The sequence below is a fragment of the Allobosea sp. 10N428 genome, from assembly GCF_056394545.1.
This window is the reverse complement of sequence record NZ_JBFTIC010000009.1, coordinates 87,401-103,917: the sequence shown is the minus strand read 5'-3', so window position 1 is coordinate 103,917 and position 16,517 is coordinate 87,401. Positions and strand designations below refer to the sequence as shown.

The 16,517-nt window shown below is 68.5% G+C and carries 17 protein-coding genes; 7 read left to right on the top strand and 10 right to left on the bottom strand.

Annotated elements, in window-relative coordinates; genetic code table 11:
* Position 1 precedes the first annotated feature (1 nt).
* The 4 genes from AC1DDA_RS22790 to tsaD are packed head-to-tail and all read right to left on the bottom strand — an operon-like array spanning position 2 to position 2,799.
* On the bottom strand, positions 2-412 hold the full coding sequence (locus tag AC1DDA_RS22790; protein ID WP_476797497.1) for an EVE domain-containing protein: 411 nt from the start codon (positions 410-412) through the stop codon (positions 2-4).
* Positions 412-738: a hypothetical protein gene (locus tag AC1DDA_RS22785; protein ID WP_149132544.1), complete on the bottom strand. Its 327-nt coding sequence runs from the start codon at positions 736-738 to the stop codon at positions 412-414. The genes AC1DDA_RS22790 and AC1DDA_RS22785 overlap by 1 nt, the downstream gene beginning before the upstream one ends.
* A gap of 10 nt (positions 739-748) precedes the next feature.
* Positions 749-1,747 carry an NAD(P)H-dependent glycerol-3-phosphate dehydrogenase gene (locus AC1DDA_RS22780; RefSeq protein ID WP_476797496.1) on the bottom strand — a complete coding sequence of 333 codons (999 nt, stop codon included), beginning with the start codon at positions 1,745-1,747 and terminating at the stop codon, positions 749-751.
* Positions 1,744-2,799 (bottom strand): tRNA (adenosine(37)-N6)-threonylcarbamoyltransferase complex transferase subunit TsaD, encoded by a 1,056-nt coding sequence (tsaD, locus tag AC1DDA_RS22775; protein WP_476797495.1) that lies wholly within the window; start codon positions 2,797-2,799, stop codon positions 1,744-1,746. The genes AC1DDA_RS22780 and tsaD overlap by 4 nt, the downstream gene beginning before the upstream one ends.
* Before the next feature lie 256 nt (positions 2,800-3,055).
* Here tsaD and AC1DDA_RS22770 point away from each other — a divergent pair, with 256 nt between their 5' ends.
* From AC1DDA_RS22770 to rpoH, 4 genes are all read left to right on the top strand, one after another.
* Positions 3,056-4,915 carry a uroporphyrinogen-III synthase gene (locus tag AC1DDA_RS22770; protein WP_476797494.1) on the top strand — a complete coding sequence of 620 codons (1,860 nt, stop codon included), beginning with the start codon at positions 3,056-3,058 and terminating at the stop codon, positions 4,913-4,915.
* A 17-nt stretch (positions 4,916-4,932) separates the two neighbouring features.
* Complete coding sequence (locus AC1DDA_RS22765) at positions 4,933-6,645, top strand: heme biosynthesis HemY N-terminal domain-containing protein (protein WP_476797493.1); 1,713 nt, start codon at positions 4,933-4,935, stop codon at positions 6,643-6,645.
* A 64-nt stretch (positions 6,646-6,709) separates the two neighbouring features.
* Entirely contained in the window at positions 6,710-7,738 is a 1,029-nt protein-coding gene (locus AC1DDA_RS22760) for an RluA family pseudouridine synthase (RefSeq protein WP_476797492.1), read from the top strand.
* Positions 7,739-7,956: 218 nt separating this feature from the next.
* Positions 7,957-8,853 (top strand): RNA polymerase sigma factor RpoH, encoded by an 897-nt coding sequence (gene rpoH / locus AC1DDA_RS22755; RefSeq protein ID WP_441513966.1) that lies wholly within the window; start codon positions 7,957-7,959, stop codon positions 8,851-8,853.
* A 55-nt stretch (positions 8,854-8,908) separates the two neighbouring features.
* Here rpoH and AC1DDA_RS22750 read toward each other — a convergent pair whose 3' ends face one another.
* A complete protein-coding gene (locus AC1DDA_RS22750) occupies positions 8,909-9,949 on the bottom strand; it encodes a DUF2125 domain-containing protein (protein WP_476797491.1) in 1,041 nt (346 codons plus the stop codon).
* 228 nt (positions 9,950-10,177) lie between these two features.
* Between AC1DDA_RS22750 and AC1DDA_RS22745 the strand changes: the two genes are divergently transcribed.
* Positions 10,178-10,750 (top strand): gamma-glutamylcyclotransferase, encoded by a 573-nt coding sequence (locus tag AC1DDA_RS22745; RefSeq protein ID WP_441513968.1) that lies wholly within the window; start codon positions 10,178-10,180, stop codon positions 10,748-10,750.
* Here AC1DDA_RS22745 and AC1DDA_RS22740 read toward each other — a convergent pair whose 3' ends face one another.
* The 5 genes from AC1DDA_RS22740 to ftsE all read right to left on the bottom strand — a co-directional run bounded on the left by AC1DDA_RS22740 (position 10,751) and on the right by ftsE (position 14,668).
* Entirely contained in the window at positions 10,751-11,251 is a 501-nt protein-coding gene (locus AC1DDA_RS22740; protein ID WP_476797490.1) for a hypothetical protein, read from the bottom strand.
* Positions 11,252-11,345: 94 nt separating this feature from the next.
* A complete protein-coding gene (locus AC1DDA_RS22735; protein ID WP_441513970.1) occupies positions 11,346-12,122 on the bottom strand; it encodes a lysophospholipid acyltransferase family protein in 777 nt (258 codons plus the stop codon).
* Between the two features lie 57 nt (positions 12,123-12,179).
* On the bottom strand, positions 12,180-12,980 hold the full coding sequence (locus tag AC1DDA_RS22730; protein ID WP_476797489.1) for a YdcF family protein: 801 nt from the start codon (positions 12,978-12,980) through the stop codon (positions 12,180-12,182).
* Between the two features lie 115 nt (positions 12,981-13,095).
* Positions 13,096-14,058, bottom strand: a complete 963-nt coding sequence (locus AC1DDA_RS22725) for a cell division protein FtsX (RefSeq protein ID WP_476797488.1) — start codon at positions 14,056-14,058, stop codon at positions 13,096-13,098.
* Positions 14,045-14,668 carry a cell division ATP-binding protein FtsE gene (ftsE, locus tag AC1DDA_RS22720; RefSeq protein WP_441514015.1) on the bottom strand — a complete coding sequence of 208 codons (624 nt, stop codon included), beginning with the start codon at positions 14,666-14,668 and terminating at the stop codon, positions 14,045-14,047. The genes AC1DDA_RS22725 and ftsE overlap by 14 nt, the downstream gene beginning before the upstream one ends.
* 303 nt (positions 14,669-14,971) lie before the next feature.
* Here ftsE and AC1DDA_RS22715 point away from each other — a divergent pair, with 303 nt between their 5' ends.
* Both AC1DDA_RS22715 and hpt read left to right on the top strand, forming a co-directional pair.
* The gene (locus AC1DDA_RS22715) at positions 14,972-15,781 is read left to right on the top strand and encodes a zinc-ribbon domain-containing protein (protein WP_476797487.1); all 810 of its coding nucleotides are present in this window, start codon (positions 14,972-14,974) and stop codon (positions 15,779-15,781) included.
* A gap of 129 nt (positions 15,782-15,910) precedes the next feature.
* Positions 15,911-16,468, top strand: coding sequence for a hypoxanthine phosphoribosyltransferase (hpt, locus tag AC1DDA_RS22710; RefSeq protein ID WP_441513974.1), 558 nt, complete (start codon positions 15,911-15,913; stop codon positions 16,466-16,468).
* Positions 16,469-16,517: the final 49 nt, after the last annotated feature.

The following is a 16,517-nucleotide window of genomic DNA, read 5'->3' as shown; positions in this document are numbered from 1 at the left end:
GTCAGAGGCCGCCCATCTTGCAGACGATGGCCCATTCCTCGTCCGTCACCGGCTGGACCGAGAGGCGGAAGGAGGTGACAAGCGACATCTTGGCGAGCTTCGGCTCGGCCTTGACCGCTGCAAGCGAAACGGGCTTCGGCAGCGGCTTCACCGCCTTGAAATCGACGAGCACCCAGGGCGGCCCGGCGTCTTCCCAGGGATAGGCTTCACTGATGACCTCGACGATGCCGACGACCTCGAGCCCCTCATTGGAGTGGTAGAAGAAGACCTGATCGCCCTTCTTCATCGCCATCAGGTTGAGTTTGGCGGTGTGGTTCTTCACCCCGTCCCAATGCGTGCCCTTGGCGCCGGCCTTGACCTGGTCGTCCCAGGACCAGACCGAGGGTTCGGATTTGATCAGCCAGTGAGCCATCAGGCCTCGTCCTCCTTGAGCGGCACCGGCGGCTGCGACGCCGCCTCGCCCTGTTCATTCCAGAACCGCACCATCTCGCGCGTCAGTGCGGCGTAATCCTTGGGGTCGAGCTCGACCCGGACCTCGCCCTCGCCGAAGGGCAGGATCAGCACGAAGCGATGCGTGCCCTCGGCCTTGCGCCGGCGATGCTGGAGCACCGGGCCGGCGATCCGCCCGGCCAGCGGCACGGGCTGTCCCTCCGCGACGAGCTCCGAGCCCGTGGTCTTGCGGACTTCGGCGATGCCGCGCGCGACGCGCTTGGTGAGGTCGGACCAGTCGTTTGCCATGTCCCTCTCCCTATCGTTCCGCCCGAATTGGGCGGGCGAGCAGGGCGGCCACGGCCTCCCGCACGCCGATGCGCCCGGCGATGATCTCGGCGACGGCTTCGGCGATCGGCGTCTCGATGCTCCGGGAGCGCGCCATCTCGACCAGAACTGGGGCGGTGAAGGCGCCTTCGGCGAGCCTGCCGCCTGCCGCCTCGGCCGGGCTGCGACCCTGCCCGAGTGCCAGACCATAGGCGAAATTGCGCGATTGCGGGGAGGCGCAGCTCAACACGACGTCGCCGAGGCCCGACAGCCCCATCAGGGTTTCCGCTTCGCCGCCATAGGCCTCGCCGAAGCGACGCAGTTCCGCGAAGCCGCGCGCGACCAGCGCCGCGCGCGCGCTCTCGCCGTAGCCGAGGCCGATGGTGATGCCGGCGGCGATGGCGAGCACGTTCTTGGCAGCGCCGCCGATCTCGACGCCGAGCGGATCGTCGGAATGGTAGATGCGGAAGGCTGGCGAGCTGAGCGCCTCGGCCAGCGCCTGCGCCAGCTCCGGTTCTGCCGCCGCGAGCGTCACCGCCGTCGGCAGGCCGCGCCCGATATCGGCGGCAAAGCTCGGGCCGGACAGGATCGCGGTGCGGGCGCCGGGTAGCACGCTCTCGATGATCTCGGTCGGAAACAGGCCGCTCGCCTGCTCGATGCCCTTGGCGGCGGAGACGATCGGCACGCCCCCCGGCAGATGCCCAGCCAGATTCTGGCAGGCCGAACGCAAATTCTGGGTCGGTACGGCGATGATCAGCGCGGCGCAATCCGCGAGGTCGTCGAGAGAGGCCGTGGCGCGAATCGTTTCGGGCAGCACGACATCGGGCAGGCGCGGCGCCTGGCCGCTGCGCTCGATGGCCGCGACGGTCTCCGGGTCGCGCGCCCAAAGCCGGACCTTGCGCCCGGCGCGGGCTGCGGCGAGCGCCAGCGCCGCGCCGTAGGAGCCGGCGCCGATAACACCGATGGTCGCGTAGGCCGCCGCGCGTTTCATGCGGCGGTCGTAGGCTTGGCCGAGAGCTCGTCGAGCGGCCAGCGCGGGCGGGCGGCAACCGTCATGTCGTCGACAAGGCCGAGGCGGAGCCGCTCGAGCCCGGCCCATGCGATCATCGCGCCATTGTCGCCGCAGAGCGCCTGCGGCGGGGCGACCATCGGCAGGCCGGCTTCGGTGGCGAGGCGCGTCAGCCCGCTACGGATCGCCTGATTGGCTGCGACGCCGCCGGCGACGACGAGCGTCGAGGGCGTGATGCCTGCCTCGCGGCAGGCGCGCAGCCCGGCACGGGTGCGGTCCACCATGACGTCGACAATGGCAGCCTGGAAGGAGGCGCAGAGATCAGCGACGTCATTGTCGGAAAGCGGTGCGATCCGCTCGGCGACGAGGCGCACGGCGGTCTTGAGGCCGGAGAGCGAGAAATCCGGATTGGCGCGGCCTTGCATCGGGCGGGGGAAATCGAAGCGCTCGGGGTCGCCTTTCAACGCCTCGCGCTCGACCGAGGGGCCGCCGGGGTAGGGCAGGGCCAGCATCTTGGCGATCTTGTCGAAAGCCTCGCCGACTGCGTCGTCGATGGTTCCGCCGAGCTTGAGGTAGTCGCCGACGCCGCGCACCGCCAGCAACTGGGTGTGGCCGCCGGAAACCAGCAGAAGGAGATAGGGGAAGGCGAGGTTGTCGGTGAGGCGGGCGGTCAGCGCATGCGCCTCGAGATGGTTGATCGCGATGAAGGGCTTGCCGGTCGCGAGCGCGATCGCCTTGCCGGCGGTCAAGCCCACCATGACACCGCCGACCAGGCCGGGACCGGCCGCCGCCGCAACGGCATCGATCTCACCGGGCTTCATGTCCGCCGTCGCGAAGGCGCGCGCGATGATGCGGTCGATCGCCTCGACATGGGCGCGCGCCGCGATCTCCGGGACGACGCCGCCATAGGCCGCATGGGCGGCGATCTGGCTCAGCACCTCGTTCGACAGGATCTTGCTCTCGCCCGAGCGCTCGACGGAGACGATCGCGGCCGCTGTTTCGTCGCAGGTCGTCTCGATCCCAAGGACACGCATGATCGTTCGATTAACCTCACGGAACGGAAGAACGGGACGAGGGGGCATGTCCGGCAGTTCCTCGCCGGCCATTCCTTCGTATAGTGCGCGGTACGGTGCAAGGCCAAGGGGCGTGGGCCACGACCTTTGCTGCAGAGACAAAAACGGAGACGGCATGCACGGCATCATTGTTCCGCCTCAATGCGGATCGAACGCGGTTCGCTGCATCGTTTGCGCATCGTCCGGTGGTCGTTGCCCTTCTTGTCAGGAGCTGTGAATGCGCGTTTTCGTCTTCCGTCCCCGCCCCGATGCCGAACGGACCGCGCGCGCCATTGCCGATCATGGTTTCGAGCCTGTGCTCGCGCCGCTCTTCGATGTGGTCCGCCTGCCCGGAGCAGCACCGGAGGCTGCTTTCGACGCGATCGTGCTGACGAGCGGCAACGCCATCCCGGCACTCACCGAAGGGCCGGCCGGCTGGCGTGACCTGCCGGTCTTCACCGTCGGTGCGCGAACGGCGGCCAGGGTCCGCGAAGCCGGGCTCGACGATGCGCGCAGCGCGGATGGCGACCGCAACGACCTGATCGAATTGATCAAGCGGACGCTTCCGGCCCCGGCGAAACTGCTGATGATCGTCGGGCGCGATCGCAAGGAGGATGTGCCGGACCGGCTCAAGGAAGCCGGCTACACGGTGACGCTCTGGACCGCCTATGCGGCCGAGCCCGTCACCGTCCTGCCCGAGGATACCCAAGCCGCGCTGCGGCATGGTCAGCCGGGCGACGCGGCTCTCCACTATTCGGCGCGCGGGGCCCGCACCTTCATCGCACTGGCACAGGCCGCCGGTGTCTCGGACGCGGCGCTCGAACTCACCCATGTCGTGCTGTCGGCCGACGTCGCGGCACCGCTGATCGCGGCGGGGGCGAGCACGGTGCTTGTCGCCGAGCACCCGGAGGAGGCGGGGATGCTCGCCGCGCTGGAACAGGTCTCCGCGCGGGCCGGCGCATCCGACCCCGCCCGGCCGGAGCCGCGCGGCAGCCTCAAACGCACCCCGCCGACCATCGAGCTCAAGGCCGAGGCGGAAGCGCCTGCAGCGGCGCCCGATACCGCTCATGCAGACGCCCATCCCCCGGAAGCGATTGCGCCGACGGAGGCCCTGCCCGAAGAGTTCACGCCGCCGCCTGTCGCACCGCCCCGCGAGGCTGTCGAGCGTCCGGGTCCGGCGCGCACGCCGTGGCTCGCTCTTGGATTCGCTCTGATGGCGAGCGGGCTCGCCGGTGGCGTGATCGGCGCTGGCCTCATTTCCCTGGCTCACAACAAGTTAAGCGGCGAGGAGATTGCGGAACTGCGCAACCGGATCGATGCCGTGCAGACCAGCATCGCGCTGGCCGACCGCAAGGCGACCGCCGCGTCGGACGCGGTGACGAAAGCGGGCTCGGAGATGCAAGCGCTCGCCGGCAAGCTGGGGGCCCTCGGCAACGCATCTGCGCCCGATACGAGCGCCTTCGCGGCCCAGGCCCAGCGGGCAGAGGCGGCGACAGCGGCGCTCGGGCAGCGACTCGACCAGATCACGGGTCGCGTCGGCGCGGTCGAGGCGCAGGCGAAGAGCGCGGCCGCGATCGGCCCCGAAGCGACCGCCGCGGCGCGGGTCGTCTTGGCCGAGCGGGTGCAGCGTGCGCTCGCCGACGGACGTCCTTTCGTCGGCGACGTCGCGGCGCTGGCGAAGAGCGGCGTCGCGCAAGCCGATCTGACGGCTCTCGCCGCCGTCGCTTCTTCAGGTGCGCCGACACAACAGGCCATGCTTACGGGCTTCCGCAAGCATGGTGCGATGTTCCAGCGCGAGGTCACGCCGCAATCCGGCAGCTGGTCGGACAAGCTCCTCGGCCTCGCCAGCCGGATCGTCACGGTCCGCCCGGTCGGCGATAATGGTTCCACAGACCCGGCGACGCTGCCCATCCGGCTCGAGGCTGCCATTGCGGCCGGCGACATGCCGAAGGCTGCGGCACTGTGGGGACAGTTGCCCGAGCCGGCGCGCCGTGCCAGTGCGGATTTCGGCGCCGATCTACAGAAACGGGCTGCGGCGGATGCGGCGATCGCCAAGATCGCGCAGGATGCAGTCGCGGCGCTCGGCGCCGCCGGCTGACGGAGGATAGAGGGTCCATGGTTCGCGTTCTCATCTATCTCGCCGTCTTCGCCTGCCTTGCCTTCGGCGCGGTGTGGCTTGCGGATCGTCCGGGCGAGGTCTCGGTGCTCTGGCAGGGCTACCGGATCGAGACCAGCGTCGCGATTGCCGCGGTCGGCGTCGTGGCGCTTGCGTTCATCGTGCTGCTGGTCTGGGCGGTGCTGCGCTTCGTCTTCGGCCTGCCCTCGGCCTTCAGCCTGTCCTCGCGCGCCAGGCGCCGGGCGCGCGGCTTCGAGGCCGTCTCGCGCGGCATGGTCGCGATCGGCGCGGGCGATCCCGTCGCGGCCGGGCGCTATACCAGCGAAGCGCGCCGCTTCGTGCCGAACGAGCCATTGACGCTGCTGCTCGAAGCGCAGACGGCGCAGCTCTCGGGCGATCGCGGCCAAGCGGAGGCTGCCTTCAAGGCCATGCTCGACAAGCCGGAGACGCGCGTGCTCGGCCTGCGCGGCCTTTTCGTCGAGGCCAAGCGCCGCGGCGACATGGCGGCGGCCCGCGCCTTCGCCGATGACGCCGTGCGCCGCTCTCCTTCGCTCGCCTGGGCCAATGATGCGCTGCTCGATTTTCATACCAATGCCGGCGACTGGCAGGCGGCGCGCACGGCCGTCGAGCGCCGCGCCGCGCTGCGGCTTGCCGACAAGGCGGAGGCGCGGCGCCAGCGCGCCGTGCTGCTCGCGGCCGAAGCGCTGCAAGAGCGGGACCGTGAGCCCGAGAAGGCGCTCGCTGCGGCTCTCGAGGCGGTGAAGCTCGCGCCCTCGCTGACGCCCGCCGCGGCGCTTGCCGGACGGATGCTGTCGGAGCGCGGAGATGTCCGCAAGGCGTCCAGGCTGCTGGAAGCCGCCTGGCGCGAAGCACCGCATCCCGATATCGCGGCCGCCTATCTCGACGCGCGGCCGGGTGACAGTGCGCTCGACCGGCTCAACCGTGCGACCACCTTGTCGAAGCTGCGGCCGGCCGATCCGGAGAGCGTGTTGGCGCTGGCCGGCGCCGCGATCCAGGCGCGCGAATTCCAGAAGGCGCGCGAGACCCTGAAGCCGCTGCTAGCCGGCGGCGCCTCGGTGCGCGCCTGCCTGCTGATGGCGGAGCTTGAGGAAGCCGAGCATGGCGCCGCTGGCCGGGTTCGCGAATGGCTGGCGCGGGCGACGCGCGCACCGCATGATGCGGCCTGGGTCGCGGACGGACTGGTCTCCGACCATTGGATGCCGGTTTCACCGATCACCGGCCGCCTCGACGCTTTCGTCTGGACCGTGCCGCCGGCGACGCTGGGGAGCCCGCCTCAGCCACTCGACGACGTGCTGGTCGATCTCGACGATTCGACCAAGCTGATCGAGATCAAGCCGGTCTCGGCGACGACGATCGAGCCCGCGGCGGTTGCGGCCCCGGCTGCGCCCGCGCCGAAGGAAGAACCGAAGCCGGAGGCCGCCGCGGCGGTGGTGCAGCCCCCTCCCAAGGAGGAGCTGAAGCCGGCCGCAGCGGCGAAGCCGGTCGACGTGGTGGTGGAGGCCGCGAAGCCGGCCGAAGCCCGGGCTGCCGAAGTCACGTCGGCCGAGACCATCAAGCCGGCCGCGTCTGCGCGCGAAGCCGCGCCGCCCAAGCCGGTGATCTTCCCGGTCTCGCATGCGCCTGATGATCCGGGGCCGGACGACGAGCCGCCGCCGGAGCCGAAGAAGAGCGGCTTCCGCCTGTTCGGCTGAGCGCCGCCAATCGCACTGGACGAAAAGGCGTGCGGTCCCGCCGCATGCAACGTATAGCGGCGCGATGACATCCGTTCTCGATCCGAATGCCAGCGTGACCCTGCAGGTCGGCCCCGAACAGGCCGGCCAACGCCTCGACAAGGCGCTCGCGCTGCTCGCGGGCGAGATTTCACGTGCGCGGCTGCAGCACGTCATCAAGGAGGGCGGCGTCCGCCTCAACGGCGCCGTCGTCAGCGACGGGAGCCGCAAGGTTGTCGAAGGCGACGAGCTCGCCCTCGTCATGCCCGAGGCCAAGCCGGCCGAGCCGATCGGGCAGGATATCCCGCTCGATGTCGTCTATGAGGACGAACATCTCATCGTCATCGACAAGCCGGCGGGGCTGGTCGTCCATCCGGCGGGGGGCCATGAGGATGGTACGCTCGTCAACGCGCTGATCGCGCATTGCGGCGATAGCCTCTCCGGCATCGGCGGCGTCAGGCGGCCGGGCATCGTGCACCGGCTCGACAAGGATACCAGCGGACTGCTCGTCGTCGCCAAGAACGATCAGGCGCATCAGAAGCTCGCCAAGCAGTTCGCCGATCACGGCCGCACCGGCCCGCTGCAGCGGGCCTATCTCGCCATCGTGTGGGGCGTGCCGCGGTTGCACCAGGGCACGATCGATGCGCCGATCGAGCGATCGAACCGCAATCGCGAGAAGATGATGGTGGTCAAGGAGGGGCGTGGCCGCGAGGCGATCACGCACATAGAATTAATCGAGCGCTACCCGCCCCTGCTCAAGGGGCTCGACGAGACCGAGCCGCTGGCGAGCCTGATAGAGTGCCGGCTGGAGACCGGGCGCACGCATCAGATCCGCGTGCATATGAGCCATATCGGCCACCCGCTGCTCGGCGACCAGCTCTACGGCTCGGGATTCGTCACCAAGGCGGTGCGACTGCCCGCGGACGCGCAGGCGGCGCTCGCCGCGCTGGGGCGCCAGGCACTGCATGCCGCCATCCTGGGCTTTGCGCATCCCGCCACGGGCGAGGAAATGCTGTTCGAGTCCGAGCCGCCCAGGGATTTTGCGAATCTGCAAACCGCGCTCGCGACGCTGTGAGTCAATCTGGCTTCTCTGCCACCTTTCCGCCAGACTGAGTTCGCATATACTGGGGTTGTCGGATGCGGATGGCCAAGGGGGCGCCGCACGCGATCAGTCCAGCCGAACTCCACAGCAGTTGCTGCGTTGGATCTACTCGCATCATCCGAAACCTGCGCGAAGGTTGATCGCGCGGTGGGCCTGCCGCACAGCGGGAGCCTTGATGAGGAGACACGCGCATGGCGAGTGCTTCGCTGCCTGTCCTGTCCGCCGAAGGCGGGCTGTCACGTTATCTCGACGAAATCCGCAAGTTCCCGATGCTGGAACCGAGCGAGGAGTACATGCTGGCCAAGCGCTGGCGCGAGCATGGCGACCGCGACGCGGCGCACAAGCTCGTTACCTCGCATCTTCGCCTCGTCGCCAAGATCGCCATGGGCTATCGCGGCTACGGCCTGCCGATCGGCGAAGTCGTATCCGAAGGCAATGTCGGCCTGATGCAGGCGGTCAAGCGCTTCGAGCCTGACAAGGGGTTCCGCCTCGCCACCTATGCGATGTGGTGGATCAAAGCCTCGATTCAAGAGTACATCCTGCGCTCCTGGTCGCTGGTGAAGATGGGCACCACGGCCAACCAGAAGAAGCTGTTCTTCAACCTGCGCAAGGCCAAGAGCAAGATCTCGGCGCTGGGCGAGGGCGATCTGCGCCCCGATCAGGTCAAGCAGATCGCGACCAAGCTCGGCGTCAACGAGCAGGATGTGGTCGAGATGAACCGCCGCCTCGGCGGCGACGCTTCGCTCAACACACCATTGCGCGAGGATGGCGAGGGCGAATGGCAGGACTGGCTGGTCGATGATTCCGAGAGCCAGGAGCGCCGCCTCGCCGATTCGCAGGAGAGCAGCAACCGTCATACGGCTCTGCACGAGGCGCTCGCGGTGCTGAACCCGCGCGAGCGCCGGATCTTCGAGGCGCGTCGTCTCGCCGAGGATCCGATCACGCTGGAGCAGCTCTCCGAGGAGTTCGGCGTTTCGCGCGAGCGCGTCCGCCAGATCGAAGTGCGCGCCTTCGAGAAGGTGCAGGAGGCGGTCAAGAAGGCCATCACCCGCATCGAGGCGCCGCGCGCGGCCCTGCCGGCCGCCTGAGCCGGCGCCGCATCACAGAACGAGCAAGGGGCGCCTCGGCGCCCCTTTTTTGTGCTCAGTAGAGCGGCGGCAGCGGCTGGAGCGGCAGCCGGAAGGGCCCGATGAAGACCCGGCCCTCGCGCAGCGACACCGGCGGCAGCGGGGTGAGGCCGGGTGCCGCCGATTTCTCCGCGCCGCGGCCGCCGAGAAGGCCGCCGAGCCCGCCGAGCAGGTTGCCGATGCGCATCCCGCCGATCTGCTCGATGCCTGCTGCGGCCAGCCGGAGGTCGCCGGAGACGCGACGCATCGGATCGAGCTGCAACACGCCGCTGCCGTCGACGCGGGCCTTGCCCTTGGTCGAGACGAGGCGGGTCAGCTCTAAGGCCCCGTTGGCGCCGCGCCAGCTTTCCAGGGCATCGGGGTTGAAGCCTTTGCGGAAGGCCTCGGCCTGGGTCAGCGTCGCATCCAGGGCGATCTCGCCGGTATCGGTGTTGCCGAGCAGCGCGTCGATCGGCGGCAGGACCGTCCCCTTGGCCGTGAGGGCGATGTCAACGGCCTGGTCGGTAGCTGGCCGAGATGGATTGCGGCGCAGATGGGTCTCCAGGGATTTGCTGCTCCAGGTCTCCGGATTCAGGCCGGGCGCCGTCTGAACGGCCGTCAGGTCGCTGGCGACGAGAGCGAAGCGCTCGGGATTGCGCCAGGCGAGGCTGGCATCGAGATTGCTCCAGGTGAGCGCGAGCGAGCGGCCTTCCGGCAGGGTGACCTTGGCGGGGCTGGTGAGCTCGAAAATCACGAGGCTGGGCGAATAGATCTGGCCGACGGCGACGGCGGGACCGGTCTCGACGCGGACGGCGTCTCCCCAGCGCGTCGAGGTCAGCGCGAGCGCGTTGCAGCGCAGCTCGATTCTGAATGGATAGCCGCCGATCGTGCGATCGGTGCAGGTCCAGGTGCGGCCGCGCTCGGCCTCGCGCGCCAGGGCGGCATCGATCTCGGCCGTGGCGCGGCCCCGCGCGTAGAACCAGAAGGCGGACCAGGCGGCGGCCAGGATGACGAGCAGAAGCGTGGGACCGTAGAGCCAGAAGCGGCTGTGACGGCGCGTCGGAAGGGGATCGGTCATGCGGCAGGCGTTCCTTGCGCGGAGGCGGGCGGCGCGCGATATCGCCGGGGCGAAGACGGCCCTGGCGATATCGCTCTTCAATGTGGCATCGTTTTCGTCCGAAAACCGAGTTTCACTTTTCGGTCCGATGCCTTAGCTCGCCGCAGGAACCGGCGCCAGAGCGGGGAGGGCCTTGCTGGACGGCGGGGCCCAGCAAGCAGGCTGGCGCGGCTAAATTATGGGATGGCGATGACGACCGAATTCGGCGCGACCGATCTCTGGGTCTTCGGCTACGGCTCGCTGATCTGGCGGCCGGGCTTTCCCTTCGAGGAAAGCGTACAGGCGCGGCTGCACGGCTATCACCGCTCGCTCTGCGTCTTCTCGCATGTCCATCGTGGCACGCCCGAGCGGCCGGGCCTAGTGCTGGGGCTCGATCGCGGCGGTGTCTGCCGGGGGCTCGCCTTCCGGGTCGCTGCGGCGCAGGCGAAGGAGACCGTGGACTATCTGAGGGCGCGCGAGCAGGCGACTGCCGTCTATCTCGAGCGCCATGTTCCGCTCCGGCTAGAGGATGGCCGCCAGGCGCGGGGGCTGGTCTATGTGGCCGATCGCAAGCATCTGCAATATGCCGGTAAGCTGCCGCCCGCGCAGTTGCTCAAGCTCGTTCGGGAGGGAAAGGGCCAATCCGGCGAGAACCCGGACTATGTGCTGCGGACGCATGAGCATCTGCGCAAGATGGGGATCTACGACCCGGTCCTGGCCTGCCTCGCGCAGGAGCTGGCGCCCGGCCTGGGCGCCCCGCATCCGCCCTTGGCGCGCGGCTGATCAGCCCTCCGGGCTGGCTTCCGGCATCAGGTCGAGCAGCGCGGCGCGACGGCTCAAGCCATCCTCGGCGAGAAGATGCACATGGATCTCGGCGGCGCCCGCAGCCATGATCGCGCGCTGCCAGCGGCTCAGGGCCGCCTCGACGCCGAAGGGGCCGGAATCGCGCGCCGCGAGGATGCGCCGATCGGGCGAGACTGCGAGCAGCACGGCGTCGGTGAAGCCGAGCGCATGAACATCGTCGATGGAGAACACCGACGCGACATAGCGCCGGCCGGACCGGCCGCGCCAGGCGGTGAAGCGGCGCTCGCCGAGGCCGGCCGTGCTGCGCAGCGGCATCTCGCGCGCCACCAGATCGTCCTGCGTCTCCTCGGGCGCGAAGCGGCAATCCATCTCCTTGTTCGAGCGTCGGATCTCTCCGAAAAGACGATTCCGCTTCTCGGCCCGACGCTCCAGCGGCTCGTCGAAGAGATCGGGGGTGTAGCGATAGGCGAGAGCGGCCATGTCCGTTCCTCCGTGATTGGAACAAAATGGGAACGACATGGGGATAAGTCAAGCGTCGGACCCGGCAGCCTCCGGGACGGCGCCATCTCTGCTGTCAGGGCTTGTCAGGAGCCTGCGTCGCCAGCGGGTCGAGGCCGAGCGCGGCGAGCTCCGCCCGCCCCTGCGCCAGCAGCCTGTCGCAGGCCGTTTCGATCCGTTCCTGCAGCTCACGCTGAAAGGCGAGCTTGCCGAGGCCGGGCATGATCGGTGGCAGGATCTCGATGCGGATCGTGCCGGGGCGGCGCAGGAACTTTCGGCGCGGCCAATAGAGACCGGTGTTGAGTGCGACGGGGACGCAGGGAACGCCGAGTTCGGCGTAGAGATGAGCGGCGCCGAACTTGTAGGCCGGTGGCGCGCCGGGAGGGCGGCGCGTGCCTTCCGGGAAGATCAGCAGCTGACGGCCGTTCTGGCCGAGCTCGACCTTGGCGCGGCGGGTCACATCGGACAGGGCGCGGGCGCGGGCTCCGCGGTTGACCGGAATCATGCGCAGCCGGTTCAGAGCCCAGCCGAAGAGCGGGATCCAGGTCAGCTCGCGCTTCAGGATGAAAACGGGGTCCGGGAATAACGTGATGAGTGTGAAGGTCTCGACGAAGGACTGATGCTTCGCCGCCACCATCAGGCCGCCCTGCGGAATGTTCTCGATGCCGGTGACCTCGTAGCGCGTGCCGGCGACCACGCGCAGCAGCCAGAGCGAGGATCGCGACCAGGCGATCGCCGCGGCCAGCAGGATGCGCTTGGGCAGAAACAGCGCCGGCAGGATGATGAAGATCAGCCAGAGGACGAGATTGGCATAGAACAGCGTGTTGAAGGCGAGGGAGCGCAGAACGAGCATGCTGCGCAATGAGCCTGAGATGCGGCTCCGGTCAAGCGCCTGCGCGGTTTTCGGGGCTCAGCCCTCGTGGCGGAAATGGCCCGGCAGCCGCGACCGCTTCTCGGCCGCCGGCCCGAGAAGCTCCGCCGGCTTCGACGAGACAGGCTTGCGGCCGCCGGTGATCACCGAGAGCCGCGAATTCTCGGGATCGCGTTCGACGAGGCTGCGCAGACGCGCAACGAGATATTTCACATATTCCGGTGCGAGAACCTTGATCGTCGCCCAGCGATACCACCAGCCCGTCGTGTCGAGATGCTCGGTCACGACCGGGTGGGGGATCAGCGCCACGCCCGGCATGGCATGGGCGAATTCCGCGACTGTGCGCGGCATGTGGTAGTTCGAGGTCACGACCAGCAGCGAGCGGAAACCATGCTGACGGACCCAGCGCCGGGTCTCGATGGCGTTTCCGATGGTGTTGCGGGCGCGATAATCGAGGTCGACGCAGCAATTCAGCAGGTCGCGCGAGGCGGGGTTGAGCTTGGCGAGTTCCTCGCGGCTCGTCTTCTCGTTGACGCCGCTGATCAGGAGGCGGGCGCCGCGATCGGCCCCGAGCAGGCCGATGGCGTCGCCGATGCGCTGGGCGCCGCCGGTGACCACGACGATCGCGTCGGTGCGGGGCGTCGCCGTCGGCTCCTGCGCATCGATGCCCGAGGCGAAGCTGACATAGCCGAGGCCGAGCAGCAGCGTGCCGACAGCGGCGAGTGCAGCCACGGCCAGCGCCAAGATACGGCGCAGCGCCGGGCCTGCGGCCGGCGTCGAGCGCCGCGCCGCTGAATCCGGCGGCTCGATCGAGAGATCGCGCTTGGTGCTGCCGATCATGGCCATGATATTGCTGGCATAACCCGGCATTCGGGCATAACGGCGGCGGCAACATGCCGGTTCCCGCCGCAGGAGTGAAGGATCGGTTGACGACCGGCCGCCGCTCCGCGCTCGCTCATGACAGCATCCGCAGATAGTGACGGACGGTGAAGCGCGAGACGAGACCGGCAATCGCGGCGACCACAACCGCGACGAGAAGCACTGCGGCATAGCCGGCCCAGCCGATCTCGAAGGCACCGAACAGAGCCTGCAGCTGCTCGGCTTCCGGCGCCGTGCGCCAGCGCGAGACGACGAAGCCGATGAGGGCGATGGCGAGGATCGCGGCAAGGCCGCCGAATGCGCCACCCTTGAGTCCCAGCCTGATAAAGCGGCTCTGGAATTCGCGCGCGATGAAACCGTCATCGGCGCCGACGAAATGCAGCACTTCGACACTGTCGCGGCTGCCCGCCATCGCGCCGCGTGTGGCGAAGGCGACGGCGAGCGCGGCCGCCGTCAGCACCAGCAGCACGATCGCGAAGCCTGAGGCGACGATGGTACCGGCCATGGCCGAAAGGCGCCGGACCCAGAGCCGGTGATCGTCGAGGATCGCCGTGGGCACCTCGCGGCGCAGCGTCGCCCCGAAACTCGCAAGATCCGGGCTGGCGCCGCCCTTGAGCTTGAGCACGATCAGGCGCGGAATCGGCAGCTCGACGAGGTCGAGGCCCGTGCCGAGCCAGGGTTCGAGCAGCTTGTCCGATTCGGCCTTGGGAACGGCGCGCACGCTGTCGATGCCGTCGAGCGCCTGCGCCATCGCCACGGCGCGCGCGACATCGTCATCGATGCTGCGATGCGAATCAGGCCGGATCTGAATGGTCATCTCATTGGAAATGGCTCCCCGCCACTGATCGGAAGCGCGCGCGGCGAGCACGGCGGCGCCGGCGCTGAGCGCAGCGAGGAAGGTCAGGATCGCGATCACCGCCATCAGCGCGCGGCCGGCAACCGTGTCGACAGGCACGAGTGGCAGGTCGCGCCGCAGATTGGGCGGCAGCGCCCTTTCCACATGTTCCGGTTCGTGATGGCCGGGCTCAGGCATCGACATGCAGTTGCCCGTCGGCCAGCACGAGGCGCGGCGCGTCGTAGATTTCCATCAGGTTGAGATCATGCGTCGCGATGATCACGGCGGTGCCGAGCGATTGCAGCTCCATGAACAGCCGGAGCAGCCGCCGGCCGAGACCGGGATCGACATTGCCGGTGGGCTCGTCGGCGAGCAACAGTTCCGGACGGCCGATCAGGGCGCGGGCGATGGCGGCGCGCTGCTTCTCGCCGCCTGAGAGCACGGGCGGCACGGCATGCATGCGCTCGCCGAGCCCGACCCATCGCAGCAATTCGACGACCTCGGCGCGATAGCTCGCCTCCTCCTTGCCGAGCACGCGCAAGGGCAGCGCGACATTCTCGTAGACGGTGAGATGATCGAGCAGGCGGAAATCCTGGAAGACCACGCCCATGCGGCGGCGAAAGGCGGTGAGCGTGTCGGCATCGAGGCGCGAGACGTCCTGGCCGAACAGGTTCACCAGCCCGCGTGTCGGCTTCAACGCCATCAGGATAAGGCGCATCAACGTCGTCTTGCCGGCACCGGAAGGCCCGGTGAGATACTGGAACGAGCGCGGTGCGATGCTGAAGTTGATGTCCTTCAGCACCTCCGGTCCCATGCCATAACGCAGGCCGACATTTTCGAACCGAACCAAGCGGTCTTCCTCATTCAGCGAAACGCGTATCCGGGCCGATCCTACACCGCAAGCAAGCCGCCCCGGAACCGCACGAGGGCAGCAGTTTGCGCTACAGATTCTTCACGGGGCGTTAACCATAAATCGTGCCAATAGCAGCGGGCATTTCCGTTCGCCGTCATCCGTGCTTCAGCGCCTGTCGTTGCGCCAGGCCCCGAAGAGCGAATCCCGGACCGAAGCGTACCGGAGACACCCGGCCATCGTTGCGAAGAGATTGCCCGAAAGCCCATGCTGATCGTCTGCCCATCCTGCGCCAGCCAGTATGAACTCGACGCGGCCAAACTGGGGCCGGAAGGCCGAAAAGTGCGCTGCGCGAGCTGCAAGACCGCATGGCATGTCGCGCCAGTCGCCGTCTTTCCTGACGCACCCAGCGAGGAGGAGACGAAAGCCCTGCTGGCAGAGGAGATGGAGCGCGCCGCCGCCATCGACGCCGAGATCACGGCGCTTGCCGCCGAAACCAGTGAAAAGGCGGGTGCGGAAGCCGAAATAGCTGCCGCCGACAGCCAGCCTTCCGCGAGACGCGGCAAGCGTGGTTCGGCCAGGCGTGGTTCGGCCAGGGCATCGACGACGAAGGGCTTGCGGGAGCGAGCCGTCGCGTTGCCGGCGGCCGCCGCTGTCGCTGGTCTTGCCCTGCTCGGCTTCGCCGCGTGGCAGCGCAACGCAGTCGTCCGCGCTGCGCCGCAGCTCGCAAGCGTCTTCGAGACGGTCGGGCTGCCGGTGAATGTGCGAGGCCTGAGCCTGGGCGCCATCGAGAGCGGTTTGATCGAAGATGGCTCGAACCGTTTCCTGGTGGTCGAGGGCGATGTCACCAACGTCACCAAGAGCAAGGCGAGGGTGCCGCTGATCGAGGTCGCGGTGAAGGATGCGGCCGGCGCGACGCTCTACAGCTGGACGACGGAGCCACCGCGGGCCAGCCTGGAGCCCGCCGAACTGATCCGTTTCCGGGCCCGGCTGGCTTCTCCCCCGGAAAGCGGGCGGTCCGTGCAGGTGCGCTTCACTTCGGCCGCGACAACCGCCAATATCGCCAGCACGCACTGATGCTGCTAGGACGGGTGCCTGTCGATCGGGCCCATTCGGCCGGACGGCGTTCATGACTCATTGCTGCGGGGCCCGGCGCATCCAGCTTGCGCGGGGCCGGTTGCGGCCGGAAACGACGACGGAGAGACTATGCCCGAACGGCGGATCAGGGTTCTTTACGACGAGGCTGCGATCGCGCGGCGCAACCAGGAGATGGCCGAGGCCATCGCCGCCAGCAATCCCAAGGATCTGCTCGTCGTTGCCGTTCTCAAGGGCAGCTTCATGTTCGCGGCCGACCTGATCCGGGCGATGCATCGCATCGGGCTCGCGCCGCAGGTCGAGTTCATTCATCTGTCGAGCTATCGGACCGGAACGGTTTCTACGGGCCAGGTCGAGATCCTGCGCGATGTGCAGAGCGAGGTGCGCGGGCGCGACGTGCTTCTGGTCGACGACATCCTGGAATCCGGCCGCACGCTGGCTTTCGCCAAGGATCTGCTGGCCGCACGCGGCGCCGCGAAGGTGTCCACCGCGGTCCTGTTGGAAAAGCCGCACAAGCGCGCCGTCAACATCCAGGCTGATTATGTCGGCTTCGAATGCCCGGACTACTTCGTGGTCGGCTACGGCATGGATGTCGCGCATTCCTATCGGCAGCTGCCCTTCGTCGGCGTGATCGAGACGGAAGATCAAGCCGGGCTGCCGGGCATCTAGAATTTTTGTTTTGCCGCATTTTCTTCGCGCGAAGCAGTGTCCACTTCGC

Coding starts and splice junctions, on each gene's coding strand:
- AC1DDA_RS22790 (WP_476797497.1), bottom strand. CDS start 412: ATGGCTCACTGGCTGATCAAATCCGAACCCTCGGTCTGGTCCTGGGAC.
- AC1DDA_RS22785 (WP_149132544.1), bottom strand. CDS start 738: ATGGCAAACGACTGGTCCGACCTCACCAAGCGCGTCGCGCGCGGCATC.
- AC1DDA_RS22780 (WP_476797496.1), bottom strand. CDS start 1,747: ATGAAACGCGCGGCGGCCTACGCGACCATCGGTGTTATCGGCGCCGGC.
- tsaD (WP_476797495.1), bottom strand. CDS start 2,799: ATGCGTGTCCTTGGGATCGAGACGACCTGCGACGAAACAGCGGCCGCG.
- AC1DDA_RS22770 (WP_476797494.1), top strand. CDS start 3,056: ATGCGCGTTTTCGTCTTCCGTCCCCGCCCCGATGCCGAACGGACCGCG.
- AC1DDA_RS22765 (WP_476797493.1), top strand. CDS start 4,933: ATGGTTCGCGTTCTCATCTATCTCGCCGTCTTCGCCTGCCTTGCCTTC.
- AC1DDA_RS22760 (WP_476797492.1), top strand. CDS start 6,710: ATGACATCCGTTCTCGATCCGAATGCCAGCGTGACCCTGCAGGTCGGC.
- rpoH (WP_441513966.1), top strand. CDS start 7,957: ATGGCGAGTGCTTCGCTGCCTGTCCTGTCCGCCGAAGGCGGGCTGTCA.
- AC1DDA_RS22750 (WP_476797491.1), bottom strand. CDS start 9,949: ATGACCGATCCCCTTCCGACGCGCCGTCACAGCCGCTTCTGGCTCTAC.
- AC1DDA_RS22745 (WP_441513968.1), top strand. CDS start 10,178: ATGACGACCGAATTCGGCGCGACCGATCTCTGGGTCTTCGGCTACGGC.
- AC1DDA_RS22740 (WP_476797490.1), bottom strand. CDS start 11,251: ATGGCCGCTCTCGCCTATCGCTACACCCCCGATCTCTTCGACGAGCCG.
- AC1DDA_RS22735 (WP_441513970.1), bottom strand. CDS start 12,122: ATGCTCGTTCTGCGCTCCCTCGCCTTCAACACGCTGTTCTATGCCAAT.
- AC1DDA_RS22730 (WP_476797489.1), bottom strand. CDS start 12,980: ATGATCGGCAGCACCAAGCGCGATCTCTCGATCGAGCCGCCGGATTCA.
- AC1DDA_RS22725 (WP_476797488.1), bottom strand. CDS start 14,058: ATGTCGATGCCTGAGCCCGGCCATCACGAACCGGAACATGTGGAAAGG.
- ftsE (WP_441514015.1), bottom strand. CDS start 14,668: ATGGGACCGGAGGTGCTGAAGGACATCAACTTCAGCATCGCACCGCGC.
- AC1DDA_RS22715 (WP_476797487.1), top strand. CDS start 14,972: ATGCTGATCGTCTGCCCATCCTGCGCCAGCCAGTATGAACTCGACGCG.
- hpt (WP_441513974.1), top strand. CDS start 15,911: ATGCCCGAACGGCGGATCAGGGTTCTTTACGACGAGGCTGCGATCGCG.